Origin of the sequence: Streptomyces sp. NPDC059455 (assembly GCF_042750115.1) — a bacterium.
Taxonomy (GTDB): Bacteria; Actinomycetota; Actinomycetes; order Streptomycetales; family Streptomycetaceae; genus Streptomyces; species Streptomyces endocoffeicus.
Genome location: NZ_JBHYVB010000029.1, coordinates 41,930 through 55,134, shown reverse-complemented (window position 1 = coordinate 55,134; position 13,205 = coordinate 41,930). Strand labels below are relative to the sequence as shown.

Here is a 13,205-nt window from a genome sequence, read left to right as displayed (position 1 = left end):
GCATGGGACTGCGAGAGCGGAAGAAGGCCCAGACGCATGCCGCGCTCAGCTGGGCCGCCGCGCGGCTGACCGTGGAGCGCGGGTTCGACAAGGTCAAGGTGGAGGACATCGCCGAGGCCGCCGGGGTCTCGCCGCGTACGTTCAACAACTACTTCTCGAGCAAGGCCGAGGCGATCGCGTTCCGCCACCTCGACCGCTGTCTGCGCGTCGCGGACGAGGTGCGCGAACGGCCGGGCGAGCCGCTGTGGGACGCGATCACCGGCTCCGTGCTGCGGCAGTTCGCGCCGGACGCGGAGGCGATCGCCCATCCGCCCGTCGCCGACGCGGCGCAGTGGACGGAGGGGGTGCGGGTGATGATCGCGGAACCGGCACTCCGGGGCGAGATGTTGCGGGCCGGGGCCACCGCCGAGGCCGAGATCGCGGCGGCCGTCGCGGAACGTACCGGCGGCGACCTGGAGCAGGACCTGTACCCGCACCTCGTCGCCTCGGCGGTCATGGGCGCGGTCAACACCGCCATCGCCCACCATCTCCGCACCGACGCGGCCGTGCCGGTCCGCCGCCTGCTCACGGATGCCCTCGCCCAGATCGCGGCGGGGCTTTCCATCCCGTATGCCCTCAACCAACCTGCCCCGAAGGGGAATTCATGATCGAGGTCGTCATCGCAGGCGCGGGGCCCAACGGCCTGATGCTCGCCTGCGAACTCGCCCTGGCCGGTGTGCGCCCGGTCGTCCTGGAGCGCCTCACCGAACCAACCGACACGCAGCGCGCGAACGGCCTTGTGGGCCAGGTCATCCGTATGCTCGACCGGCGCGGACTGTACGAGCGGCTGACCGAGCCCGGCACCACCCCGAAACCAGCGCCCGGTTTCACCTTCGGGGCGTTCCCGCTCCACCTGAGCGACCTGCCGGACAACCCGCTCTACACGCTCCTGGTGCCGCAGCTCCGGATCGAGCGCATGCTCGCCGAGCGCGCGGCGGAGCTGGGCGTCGACATCCGGCGCGGCCATGAGGTCATCGGGCTGACGCAGGGCGAGAAGTCGGTGACGGTCGAGCTGCGCGAACAGGCCCCGATCGAGGCGGAGTTCGTGGTCGGCGCCGATGGCGGGCGCAGCGCGGTCCGTAAGCTCGCCGGGATCGCGTTCCCCGGCGTGACGACGGACGACTCGGTGTCGCGCACCGGACATGTGGGCGTGTCCCCGGACGCGATCGGTGCCGATGGCGGCCTGACCGTGCCCGGTTTCGGCGTCATACCGCCGTACCGGCATCTGCGGACCGAGCAGGGGCTGATCGCCTGGGCGCCGTCCCCGGACGGTGCCCACAAGCTGACCACCGTGGAATGGGGGCAGCCGGCCGAGGGCGAGGCATCGCTTGACGAGCTGCGGGCCAGCGCCCGCCGGGTGCTCGGCGCGGACATCGCCCTCTCCCCACCGACCGGGCCGGGACCCCATCTGATGCGGCGGCTCTTCGGCGGCAACACCCGCATCGCCGAGCGATACCGCGCGGGCCGCGTCCTGCTGCTCGGCGACGCCGCGCATGTGCACTCGGCGATCGGCGGCCCGGGGCTCAACCTGGGCCTCCAGGACGCGGTGAACCTCGGCTGGAAGCTGGCCGCCGAGGTGCGTGGCCACGCGGCGGAGGGGCTGCTCGACACATACGAGTCGGAGCGGCACCCCGCGGCCCGGCGGGTAGCCATGCACACGCAGGCCCAGTCGCTGCTGACCAGGCCGGGCGGCGATGTGACGGCGCTGCGCGCGCTGTTCGGCGAGCTGCTGGGCCAGCCCACGACCCGGCGGCACATCGCGGGGCTGCTCTCCGGCGCGGACATCACCTACGCCATGGGACCGGCGACCGGCCCCCTCGTCGGCCACTGGGCGCCGGACCTCCCGGGCCTCCGCGACCTGACCCGCACCGCCCGCCCCCTCCTCCTGGACCCCACCGGCACCCTCGACCCGGGCCCCTGGTCCGCCCACGTCGACACCGCGACCGTCCCCGGCCTCGACACCGCCCTGCTGCTCCGCCCCGACTGCTACATCGCCTGGCAGGGCACCACGAACGACGGTCTGCACGAGGCCCTGGCCACCTGGTTCCGGGTCACCTGAGGCCGCCGCGGCTGCCTACGTCTTTCACGGCACGGTCACCGTCACCGTTGCCGCGATCCGGCTGGGCGCCCACCGCCGCGCAACGCCGCCCGCCCGAAAATCAGTGGAACCGCACTCCCGTGTGCCGTTACCGTGCTCCCGCCCACAGTCACCCTGTCAAGGACGTTCCGTTGTACACCAAGTGAGCTCCCCCAAGCGCTGATCCGTCGCGCGTCGCACCTGTGCGCCGTGCTCCTTTTCGCTGCGGTCTTCTCACTGGAACCGGTGTATCTCTATGTCCAAGAACTGGGCGGTCGTGCCCACCCGCCTACCCATCATTCTCCACCGACGAACCGAGCGGCCGGCCTGGCAGTCGCCGTACGGTCCGCCGCGGCACCGGGCACACCGCGGCCGGTGGGCGCCCGTGCCGGGGCTGGCCGTGCCTCGGTCCGCTTCGCGGCGTGGATACCTGTGCGGCCGGTGACTGATCGCCGAAGGCTCATCCGATCCCCCGGACAGGCTCTGGCGAGGGTTGTCGCGCGGCCACCCGTCGGCTACACCTCCGCCACCACCACGTACAGCGTCGCCGAGGCGAAGAACGGGCGGTGGGCGAGGTGGTGCAGCCAGACGGTCGCCTGGTAGTCGGAGAGGTAACCGGCCTCGACGGCCCGGCGGGTGGTGCGCTCGAATCCGAAGATCCGGTCCGCCGCGCGGACGTCGCGGAAGACCTGGGTGACCGGAATGACCTCCGGCACGCGGAACCCGGCGTCGGTGGCGAGACGGGCGAGCTGGCGGCCGATGGCGGCGTTGCGGATCACCCGCTCGGTGATGTGGCGGGTGTAGGCGCGGGAGAGCGCCGGGTGGGGGTGGTCGACGGCGAGGGTGTCCCAGTCGGGCTCGCCCATCACCAGCCGCCCGCCAGGCCGCAGGACCCGGTGGAACTCGGCGAGGGCGCGGGCCGGGTCGTTCACCCACTGCAGCACCCGGTCGGTGCGGGCGCGGTCCACCGCATCATCGTCCAGAGGGAGGGCCTGGATATCGCCCCGCCGCAGCTCGACGCATGGATGCGCGGCGGTGCGCGGCGCCGCCGCGTCCAGCATCTCCTGGTCACGGTCGACCCCGATGACCGTACCACCGGGGGCCACCGCCTCGGCGAGGGCCGGGAGATCGGCCCCCGGGCCGCAGCCCGCGTCCAGGACGGCCAGTCCGGCCCGGAGGTCGAGGGCGTCCAGCATCCGCGCCTTGTAGTCGCGCCCCGCGTCACTCACGGCGAACCGGGTGAGGTAGTCGGCGGACGCGGGCCTGGTGGTCTCGAAGACGGAGGAAACGGGAGAGGTCACCACGTCAGTCAAGCAGAGCCGACCCCGCGGAGGCGGGCCTTCCGCGGGCCCACTACGCGATCCGGCCACGCGGTGGGGAGCGTCCCGGGAATTCTTATCCATTCACGCTGCTTCACCGGATCCGCCGCGCACCCGACAACTACGGTGCGACCAACCATGTTTGAGGGCAACCGGTCGAAAAAACGCCAGGAACCACACCACCTGTCCCGGGGAGGTCGGCACAAGGCGGCCCGTGATCCGCGCGCGCACTGGCTGCTCCTTCTCCTCGTCCTTCCGGCCATGTTCGGCCTGCTGATGTTCCAGGGCTGGACCAACCACGAGGTCGACGCGGCGAAGGCGCGGCGGCCGTGCGTCAGCCCGGTGCCCCGGGCGCTGGCCGACGGCGGGCCGGTGGTGCAGATCAACGGGGGCCGGGTGCGGACCGTGGGGATGCCCGCCGGGACGGTGGCGCTGACCTACGACGGCGGGCCGGACCCGGTCCAGACGCCTCGGCTGCTGGACTTGTTGCGCCGGTACGACGCGCGGGCCACGTTCTTCGTCTCCGGTGCCAAGGCGGCCCAGTACCCCGACCTCGTACGCCGGATCCGCGCCGAGGGCCATGAGATCGGGTCGAACACCTACACCGGCGCCGACATGGGCACGGCGTCCGCCAGTCGCTCCCGGATGGAGCTGTCCCTGACCGAGTCCGCGCTGGCGGGCTCGGTGGGGGTTCAGCCGAGGCTGCTGCGGCTGCCGCTGACCACCGATGTGGACACGCTGTGCGGCGACGAGTGGCAGGCGGCGCGGCGCGTGGCGGCGGAGGGCTATGCGCTGGTGGCCGCCGACCGGTCGGGCACGAAGCCCTCGCAGGGGATGGTCCGGCAGCTCAGCCAGACGGACACCGCGTACCAGGAGACGGAGAAGCTGCTCAAGGACCCGCGCGCCAAGAAGTTCACCACCGTGACCGGCGGGCTCGGCGTGCCCCCGGTCGAGGTCCCGGTCTCCGGCATGGAGCGCTGGGAGGGCAAGGCGCTGATCTGGGTCGCGGCCATCGGCCGAGGCTTTGTGTCCACCATGGCATGGGTGCTGGGGATCGCGGGGGCGCTGGGGGTGCTGCGGCTGCTGATGCTCGTGCTGTTCGCGCGCACCCATGTCCGGCGGCTCACCCGCTTCCGGCCGGGCGCGCCCTGGCTGCGGGAGGTGAACGAGCCGGTGACGGTGCTCATCCCCGCGTACAACGAGGAAGCGGGCATCGAGGCCACCATCCGCTCGCTGCTCGCCTCCACCCATCAGCGGCTGCAGATCGTCGTGATCGACGACGGCTCGACGGACCGTACGGCCGATATCGCCGCGAGCGTCAAGGACCGCCGGGTGCTGGTGGTCCGCCAGCCCAACGCGGGCAAGGCGGCCGCCCTCAACACCGGTCTGGCGCACACCAAGCACGACATCGTGGTGATGGTCGACGCCGACACCGTCTTCGAACCGGACGCCATCCATCAGCTCATCCAGCCGCTCGCCCACCCGGCCATCGGCGCGGTCAGCGGCAACACCAAGGTGGGCAACCGGCGCAGTCTGCTGGGCAGGTGGCAGCACCTGGAGTACGTCTTCGGGTTCAACCTCGACCGGCGGATGTTCGAGGTGCTGGAGTGCATGCCGACCGTGCCCGGCGCCATCGGGGCCTTCCGGCGGGACGCGGTGATGGGCGTCGGCGGGGTCAGCGAGGACACCCTCGCGGAGGACACCGACCTCACCATGGCGCTGTGGCGGGCGGGCTGGCGGGTGGTGTACGAGGAGACCGCCGTCGCCTGGACCGAGGTGCCCACCTCGCTGCGCCAGCTGTGGCGGCAGCGGTACCGCTGGGGCTACGGCACGCTCCAGGCCATGTGGAAACACCGCCGGGCGGTGATCTCGCTGGGCTCGGTGGGGCGGTTCGGCCGCCGGGGGCTCAGCTATCTCACGCTCTTCCAGGTGCTGCTGCCGCTGCTGGCGCCCGTGATCGACCTCTTCGCCCTGTACGGGGCGCTCTTCCTCGACCCGGCGGAGGCGGCCGGGGTGTGGTTCGGCTATCTCACCATCCAGGTGGTCTGCGCCGGGTACGCGCTGCGGCTGGACGGGGAGCGGATGCGGGCGCTGTGGTCCCTGCCGTTCCAGCTCTTCGTCTACCGGCAGCTGATGTATCTGGTGGTCATCCAGTCCGTGGTCGCCCTCCTGCTCGGGACGCGGCTGCGGTGGCACCGCATCCAGCGCTCCGGGACGGCCGCCCAGGCGCTCGGCGAGGCACCCGCGCACCGGAGCCTGACACCGAGGTGACGTACGGCGGGGTGACGTACGGAGGGGTTCCGTACGTCGCGGTGAACGTACGGCGACCGGGTCCGCGTTCAACGCGGCGCCGAAGTTGTCATACCTCAACGAATGGACGGCGGGCGCCTCCGGCCGCTCGGCAGACTGCCGTCCATGAGCGATCGGTTGGACGGGTGGGCCGCCGGGGACCGGCCGTCGGGGCGGGCCTGGGAGATCTCCACGGCGGACACGCAGAGCATCCCCGTGCAGGGGGCCGCCCAGGGCATGCCCGCAGCGGGACCTCAAGGTGTCCCCGCGCCCCATGGCGTCCACGCACCCCACGGCGTACCCACCAAACCGGCCCCCTACCGGACGGGCGACGAGACCGGCACCCTCGAGCCCGTACCCCCACCCGTGCCCACCCCCACCGTCCGGCGCCGAGCCCCCAAGGAGCCGCTCAGCAGGCGCCGCCGGATCGTCCGGCTGGCCATCGTGGCGGTCTCCGCGCTGCTCCTCGCCTCCGGCAGCGCCTACGTCTGGGCCGACACCCAGCTCAACCGCGAGGTCGACCTCGGCAGGGCCCCGGACCGCCCACCGCCCGGCAAGGGCACCAACTACCTCATCGTGGGCTCCGACAGCCGGGAGGGCCTTTCCGAGGAGGCCAGGAAGAGCCTGCGCACCGGCTCGGCCGAGGGCCGCCGCACCGACTCGATGATGGTGCTGCACACCGGCTCCAACGGCACCACGATGATGAGCCTGCCGCGCGACTCCTGGGTGAACGTCCCCGGTTTCGTCCGCCCGGAGACCGGCAGGCGCTACAACCCGTCCCAGAACAAGCTGAACGCCGCCTATTCGATGGGCGGCCCCGATCTGCTCGTCTCGACCATCGAGCGCAACACCGGGCTGCGCATTGACCACTACGCGGAGATCGGCTTCTCCGGGTTCGTGGACGTCGTGGACGCGGTCGGCGGGGTACGGATGTGCGTGGACCGCGACATCAAGGACCCCAAGTCCGGGCTGGACCTGAAGAAGGGCTGCCACACCCTCGACGGCGCCAAGGCGCTCGCGTTCGTCCGCCAGCGCAAGCAGGAGGCCAAGGGCGACCTGGGCCGCACCCAGAACCAGCAGAAGTTCCTGGCCGCGCTCGCCAGCAAGGCCGCCACACCGGGCGTCCTGGCCAACCCGTTCGCGGCCTTCCCGACCGTGCGCGCGGGTCTGGACACGCTGATCGTGGACAAGGACATGGGCCTGCCCACCCTGATGTCCCTGTTCGAGGCGGTGAAGGGCGTCACCTCGGGCAACGGCAAGCAGCTCAACGTCCCGGTGTCCAACACCAACCTCCGGACCTCCAAGGGCAGCGCGGTGCAGTGGAACGAGACGCAGGCGCGGCGTCTCTTCGACCAGCTGCGGAACGACCAGCCGGTGACTGTCGCCCCACCCGCACCGGCGGCGAAGCGTTAAGGCGCGAAGCGTTAAGGCGCGAAGCGTTAAGGCGCGAAGCGTTAGGGAGCGAACCGCGCACGCGTCTTCCCCAAGCCGACTGGCAACGGGTTTCATGGACGGACGCTGATCGACTGCGCTCGCAAGCGCGCGAGGAGGTCCGAGGTTGTCCGCGCTCTCCGCCCGCACCGCCCGCCCCTGGCCCCGCTCCGCCAAGAGCCGTACCGGCAGCCCCCGCTGGTCCCCACGGCTGCGCCGCCGGCTGGCCGCCGACGCCGCGCTGCTGCTCATCGCCGCCGCGTTCCTGCTCCCGCTCGCCTGGCTGGTCCTGGCCTCGATCGACAACGATGCCACCCTGCGGGTCTCGGCGCCCGGCTCGCCCACGATGGACAACTTCTCGGCGGTGTGGACGGACGAGATCACCTTCACGCCGATGCTCAACAGCCTGCTCCTGTGCGGCGGCGCCACCGTCCTGACCGTCGCCTGCGCGGCCCTCGCCGCCTACCCGCTCTCCCGCTTCCGCTCCCGCGTCGTGCGCCCGTATCTGCTGACGGTGCTCTTCACCACCTGTCTGCCGATCACCGCGATCATGGTTCCGGTCTACGGACTCTTCGTCCAGGTGGACCTCATCGACACCATGTCCGGCACGGCCCTCTTCCTCGCCGCCTCCCAACTCCCGTTCGCCATCTGGCTGATGAAGAACTTCATGGACGGCGTGCCGGTGATCCTGGAGGAGGCGGCGTGGACCGACGGCGCGTCCTGGCTGCAGAGCCTGATCCGGGTGATCCTGCCGCTGATGGGCCCGGGCATCACGGTCGTGATGATCTACAGCTTCATCATGATGTGGGGCAACTTCTTCGTCCCCTTCATGCTGCTGCTCTCCCCCGAACAACTCCCCGCGTCCGTCTCGATCTTCACCTTCTTCGGCAACTACGGCCAGGTGGTCTACGGCCAGCTGGCCGCCTTCTCGATCCTCTACTCCACACCCGTGCTCCTGCTCTACATCCTGATCTCCCGCCGTCTGGGCGGCGGCTTCGCCCTGGGCGGCGCCGTCAAGGGCTGACGGCGCGGTCGCCACGGGGTATCCGGCCGGTCTTCTTGGGTTCTAGGAGTCGTTGCAACACCCCAGTTCAGGGGATGCAATGGACTTCGAGATCCGTAAGGACCGGGCGAAGCCTCAGGGGCGGAAGAAGCTCACCCGGGAGCGGGAGGGATACTCCCGGCTCATGCAGCAGGGCGTGAGCAACCGGGAAGCGTGCCGGATCGTCGGGATCGACGAGCGGACCGGCCAGAAGTGGCGCAACGGGCGTCACGCATACGGGAACCGGAAGGCACTGCCACCGATAAACGCGGTGGCAGCGCCTTCCGGGGCGTCCCGGTATCTGCGCGAGGCGGACCGCATCCACATCGCCGACCGGCTCCGGGAGAAGGCCACGATCCGTGTGATCGCTGCCGAACTGGGCCGCAGTCCGTCCACGGTCAGCCGGGAAGTCCGCCGCAACCGCACCATGGGCACGCGCGGCCAGTGGCACTACCGGCCGCACGCCGCCCAGGCCCGCGCCGACGCCCGCCGTCCCCGCCCCAAGCCCCGCAGGATCAGCGAGAACCCCGAGCTGCGTGATGAGGTCCAGGGGATGCTGGAGGAGAAGTGGAGCCCGGAACAGATATGCCACGCTCTGCGGGCAAGGTTTCCCGACCGGCCGGAGATGCACGTGGTCCACGAGACCGTCTACCAGGCCCTCTACGTCCAGGGCAGGGGCCAATTGCGGCGCGAGCTGGCCGGCGCCCTGCGCTCCGGACGCGCCCGCCGCAGGCCCCAGCGGCAGGCCAACCGCCGCCGGCCACGCTTCACCACACCCATGGTGATGATCAGCGAACGCCCCGCCGAGGCCGCGGACCGGGCCGTCCCGGGCCACTGGGAGGGCGACCTGATCATCGGCAAGGACGGGAAGTCCGCGATCGGCACCCTGGTCGAACGCGCCACCCGCTACGTGATGCTCCTGCACCTGCCCGGCGATCACAGCGCGCAAGCCGTCCTGGGAGCCCTGACCGCCACCGTCCAGATGCTGCCCGCCCAGCTGATGCGGTCCCTGACCTGGGACCAGGGCAGCGAGATGGCCCGCCACGGCGAGTTCACGCTCACCACAGACATCCCGGTCTACTTCTGCGATCCCGCCAGCCCCTGGCAACGCGGCTCGAACGAAAACACCAACGGCCTGCTGCGGCAGTACTTCCCCAAGGGCACCGACCTGTCCCACCACAGCCCCGAACACCTCATCGTCGTCGCCGACCAGCTCAACCGCCGCCCACGCAAAACGCTCGGCTGGGAAACCCCAGCCGAACGCCTGCATAAACTGCTCACGGCCTAGACAACCGACCACGTGTTGCAACGACCGCCAGAAACCGCCAACAGCCCGCCGCAGGCATCAAGAGCTGTCGGGGCTCAGGACGGGTTGTCCGCGTGGGTCAGGGTCTCCCAGCCCAGGAAGAGGCTGTTGGTGCCCGCCGGGCGCTGTTGCTCGGTGAGCTTCTGGGTGTTGGCCATGGCGATGCCGAGCCGGTTGTGGAGGGCGTTGTAGCCGACCTCGGTGATCGGGCCGAGGCCGCGCTTGACGCTGCCGCCGCACAGCCAGGACGGCGGGGCCTCGCCCAGCTCGTACTTCGACTGGAAGCCCAGCGCCTGCCGCAGCCGCTCGCCCACCTCGGGGTAGAGGTCCTGGCCCTGGATGCGGCTGGTCTCGGCGACGTGCGCGATGGAGGCGATGCCGTATCCGGTGTGGGTGAAGTCGCGGCAGGTCTCCTGGGTGAGCCCGGTGACGAAGGTCGACTGGCCCTGCCAGTACTTGATGATCTTGTCGCGGGTGTCGAGGCCGCTGCCGGGCGCGGTCTTGGGCAGGGAGCCGTCGGACTCCAGGTAGACATACGCGGGGACGCGGCCGCGGTACTTCGCGATCGCCTTGTCGTAGCTGGTCCGGTCGTCCAGGAAGACGGAGATGCCGGCGGCGGCCTCCACCATCACCAGCTCCCAGTTGCCGTTGGAGTTCGAGCCGCCGATGACCTTCGGCAGGTAGACGGTGCGCAGCATGGTCTTGAAGCGGTCGATCGAGGCGGCGGACCAGCCGTCGTAGCTGTAGCGGATGATCTCGGCCGCCCGGGGCCAGGAGGATCCGGCCCAGCCGGTCTGCAGCGGGGCGTTGCTGTTGGTGTGGTCCTTGATGGTGGCCGACCAGGCGTCCATGATCTGGATGGCCTTGTCGGCGTAGCGGCTGTCGCGGGTGATGTACCAGGCCAGCGAGAGCGAGTAGGCGGCGAGCGCGTCCTGGCGCTCATCGGTGCAGCCGATGTTGGGGTCGGAGTACGGACCGCATTCGACGACCGCGCGGGGCTTGGGGGTGCGCGACAGCGAGGCGTACGGGCTCGCCAGCATCGCGTCGTACGCGCCCTTCCAGGGTTGGGCACCGGCGTTCACCTTGGAGCGGACGAAGTCGAGCTGGGCGCGGCTGACGAGGACGCCGGGGTGGGTGAAGGCGGCCTTGGGCGTGGCCTTGGGCGCCGCTTCGGTGGTGGCCTCGGGCGCGGTGGACCGCTGGGTCTGCCCGGCCGTGGCCGGGCCGCTGAGGATGCCCGCGAACAGCGCGGCCAGCGCTGTGGCGAGGGCGAGATACAGGGCTCTGGTGCGCATGGGGGCGGCTCTCCTGACGGTGAGTTCGTATGTGTGAACAACGGATGCCGACATGAACTCCTGTGGTGTTCCGGGAAGTTAGCTCATGAACACGTCAAGGTCTAGACCTTCCGTTCATAGGAGAATGTGCGCCCCCGCCCCGATCGAGAGGCCCAGCGTGGAGACGACAGTCGCGGAGGACCAAGCCGCGGGCCCCGGCCGCCCACCGGCACCGCGCGGCGCCCGCGGCGCCGTCGCCCGGCTGCTACGCGCCGTCGCCCGGCTGCTACGGCTCCCCGGCGGACGGGCACGGCGGTGGGCGGCCTGGTGCGCGATGCCGCCCCTGGCCGTGGTCAGCGCGGTGGTGCTGTGCCGGGCCGCGGACACCGACGGCATCACCCCCATACCGCAGCTGCTGGCCTTCCTGCCCTGGCTGCTGGTCCCGGCGGCGCTCGGGCTGCTGCTGAGCACGGCCGCGCGCTGGCCGCTGGGGTGCGGCTGGGCGCTGGCGGCAGCGGCGGCCACCGGGTGGTTCATCCAGCCGTACGACGGCGGCTCCCCGCCCGAGCCGCGCGGACCGGTCCTCGCCCGGCTGCGGGTGATGACCGCGAACCTCGAGTTCGGCCAGGCCAGGGAGGGGCTGCTGAGCGCGCTGCGCCGGGAGCGGCCGGACCTGGTCGCGGTGCAGGAGTGCGATACGCGGTGCGCCGAGGCGCTGGACTCGGCCGCCGTCCGCAGGGCCTACCCGTACCGGAGCGTCGTTCTCGGCGACAGCGCCGCCGCGGGCTCGGCGATCCTCAGCCGCCATCCGCTGACCCGGGCGGAGGGGGTGCGCGGAACGCTGCGGATGCCGGGCGTGGTCGTCCGGGTCGCGGGGCAGCGGCTGCGGACGCAGGTCGCCCACCCCATGCCGCCGATGCCGGGGAAACTGGACCTCTGGCGCACCGAGCTGGGGCGGCTGCGGGCCTACGCGGACGGGCGGGGCGAAGAACCCACCCTGATCGCGGGCGACTTCAACGCCACCCAGGACCACGCCGCCTTCCGGGCCGTCCTGGACACCGGGCTGCGGGACAGCGCACGGGTCACCGGGGTGTCCCGCACCCCCAGCTGGCCGAGCGCCACGACCCCGGCCCTGGGGGCGCAGATCGACCACGTCCTGGTCAGCCGGGGCTTGCGGCCGCGCACGGCCCGCTTCCTGGATCTGCCGCACACCGACCACCGGGCGCTGCTGGTGGAGCTGGACCTGTACGGGCCACAGGGCTGAGGGCCGGCCGGGCTCGAGGGCCGGCCGGGGTCTCAGCTCTCGCTCGGGTCGTAGGAGTTGGCCAGCTCGAACGGATCGGGCTCCAGACCCGCCGTGGGCCAGCGCTGCTCCCGCTGCCAGCGCGCGTTCTCCTGCGCGAGCGCGTCCCAGAGCAGATTGAGCGGATGGGCCGGGTCATAGGACGCGCGCTCCCCGCGCCGGGTGAACGCCCCCAGCAGCACCTCCAGCCGGGGCCCGGTGTCATTGACCAGCTCGACGGCGCGCAGCCCGCGTCCGTACACCACCCTCGGATCGCCCGCCGCGTCCGCGACCCCCTTGGTGACCAGCATGCAGCCGCGCAGCAGCCCGGAGCGCAGCAGCTCGAAGCCGTAGTTGACGGTGTCGATCTCGGCGGCGATGCGCAGCTTGCCGCGGTAGTCGCCGCCGAACCAGGTGTGCAGCACCCCGGCCATCAGCCCGCTCGCCGAGACCACCAGCGGCAGGGTGCGCAGCGCGCTGGTCGGGGCGGTGGGGCCGGGCAGCTCGGCCTCGGAGAGATTGGTCAGCAGCGAGACCCCGCTGCGCCGCCACTCCATCACATCGAAGGCGGCGAGCTCATCGTCGCCCTCGGGCCGGGTCACCACGGAGCCGCACACCAGGTCCACATTCTTGGCGCGCAGCTTGGCCAGCACGTCCCGGGTGCGCACATGGCCGACCTTGAGCTCGATACCGCGCTGCCGGAAGTCCTCGGTCACCCGCTCCCCGGCACCCGCCAGATAGCTGAGGGTAAATCGGGTGGTGCCCACCATCAGCGTTTTTCCCAGGCGGCGCCGTGACTCATGGATGCCGTCCAGCCAGTCCCCGAGAGTTCCGCGCGCCAATTCGACCAGGGCTTCTCCGGTGCCGGTGAACAGCACGTCCTTGCCCCGCCCCTGCTTGAATATGAGGGGTTCGCCGCAAAGCTCGCGAAAGTTCCGGTTCATGGTGTCGATCTGCTTTTGCACACTGGACTGTTCGCGGCCCAGAATCCGTGCCGCCCCCAGCGCCGTACCGGCCTCATGGACCATGATCAGGGTGCGCAACTGGTCCATCGTGGTGTCCATCAGCGCGAGCGGGCTCTGCGCCCAGCGGCCGCGCCGATCCGTCGTCGGCGGGCCGAGCGAACCTGGTCTCACCATGATTTCC

The 13,205-nt window shown here is 71.3% G+C and carries 10 protein-coding genes; 7 read left to right on the top strand and 3 right to left on the bottom strand.

Annotated features, from left to right (window positions below; translation table 11 throughout):
* The first annotated feature begins 2 nt into the window (after nt 1-2).
* Together ACFXB5_RS13265 and ACFXB5_RS13260 are read left to right on the top strand one after the other, a co-directional pair.
* Complete coding sequence (locus ACFXB5_RS13265; RefSeq protein ID WP_385206389.1) at nt 3-647, top strand: TetR family transcriptional regulator; 645 nt, start codon at nt 3-5, stop codon at nt 645-647.
* A complete protein-coding gene (locus ACFXB5_RS13260) occupies nt 644-2,098 on the top strand; it encodes an FAD-dependent monooxygenase (protein WP_385206386.1) in 1,455 nt (484 codons plus the stop codon). Before ACFXB5_RS13265 ends, ACFXB5_RS13260 begins: the two co-directional genes overlap by 4 nt.
* Nucleotides 2,099-2,631: 533 nt before the next feature.
* Here ACFXB5_RS13260 and ACFXB5_RS13255 read toward each other — a convergent pair.
* Nucleotides 2,632-3,417 (bottom strand): methyltransferase domain-containing protein, encoded by a 786-nt coding sequence (locus tag ACFXB5_RS13255; protein ID WP_385206383.1) that lies wholly within the window; start codon nt 3,415-3,417, stop codon nt 2,632-2,634.
* A gap of 156 nt (nt 3,418-3,573) precedes the next feature.
* Here ACFXB5_RS13255 and ACFXB5_RS13250 point away from each other — a divergent pair, with 156 nt between their 5' ends.
* The 4 genes from ACFXB5_RS13250 to ACFXB5_RS13235 all read left to right on the top strand — a co-directional run bounded on the left by ACFXB5_RS13250 (nt 3,574) and on the right by ACFXB5_RS13235 (nt 9,485).
* Complete coding sequence (locus tag ACFXB5_RS13250) at nt 3,574-5,706, top strand: glycosyltransferase (protein WP_385206380.1); 2,133 nt, start codon at nt 3,574-3,576, stop codon at nt 5,704-5,706.
* A gap of 144 nt (nt 5,707-5,850) precedes the next feature.
* Nucleotides 5,851-7,137, top strand: a complete 1,287-nt coding sequence (locus ACFXB5_RS13245) for an LCP family protein (protein ID WP_385206377.1) — start codon at nt 5,851-5,853, stop codon at nt 7,135-7,137.
* A 145-nt stretch (nt 7,138-7,282) separates the two neighbouring features.
* Nucleotides 7,283-8,179: a carbohydrate ABC transporter permease gene (locus ACFXB5_RS13240; RefSeq protein WP_385206374.1), complete on the top strand. Its 897-nt coding sequence runs from the start codon at nt 7,283-7,285 to the stop codon at nt 8,177-8,179.
* A gap of 175 nt (nt 8,180-8,354) precedes the next feature.
* Complete coding sequence (locus tag ACFXB5_RS13235) at nt 8,355-9,485, top strand: IS30 family transposase (RefSeq protein ID WP_385206445.1); 1,131 nt, start codon at nt 8,355-8,357, stop codon at nt 9,483-9,485.
* 74 nt (nt 9,486-9,559) lie between these two features.
* On the opposite strand, the gene ACFXB5_RS13230 is transcribed toward ACFXB5_RS13235, so the two are convergent.
* Nucleotides 9,560-10,798 carry an alginate lyase family protein gene (locus ACFXB5_RS13230; protein WP_385206371.1) on the bottom strand — a complete coding sequence of 413 codons (1,239 nt, stop codon included), beginning with the start codon at nt 10,796-10,798 and terminating at the stop codon, nt 9,560-9,562.
* A 157-nt stretch (nt 10,799-10,955) separates the two neighbouring features.
* On the opposite strand from ACFXB5_RS13230, the gene ACFXB5_RS13225 reads away from it, so the two are divergent.
* Nucleotides 10,956-12,041, top strand: coding sequence for an endonuclease/exonuclease/phosphatase family protein (locus tag ACFXB5_RS13225; RefSeq protein ID WP_385206368.1), 1,086 nt, complete (start codon nt 10,956-10,958; stop codon nt 12,039-12,041).
* Between the two features lie 32 nt (nt 12,042-12,073).
* Here ACFXB5_RS13225 and ACFXB5_RS13220 read toward each other — a convergent pair whose 3' ends face one another.
* Entirely contained in the window at nt 12,074-13,111 is a 1,038-nt protein-coding gene (locus ACFXB5_RS13220) for a LysR family transcriptional regulator (RefSeq protein WP_385206443.1), read from the bottom strand.
* Nucleotides 13,112-13,205 lie beyond the last annotated feature (94 nt).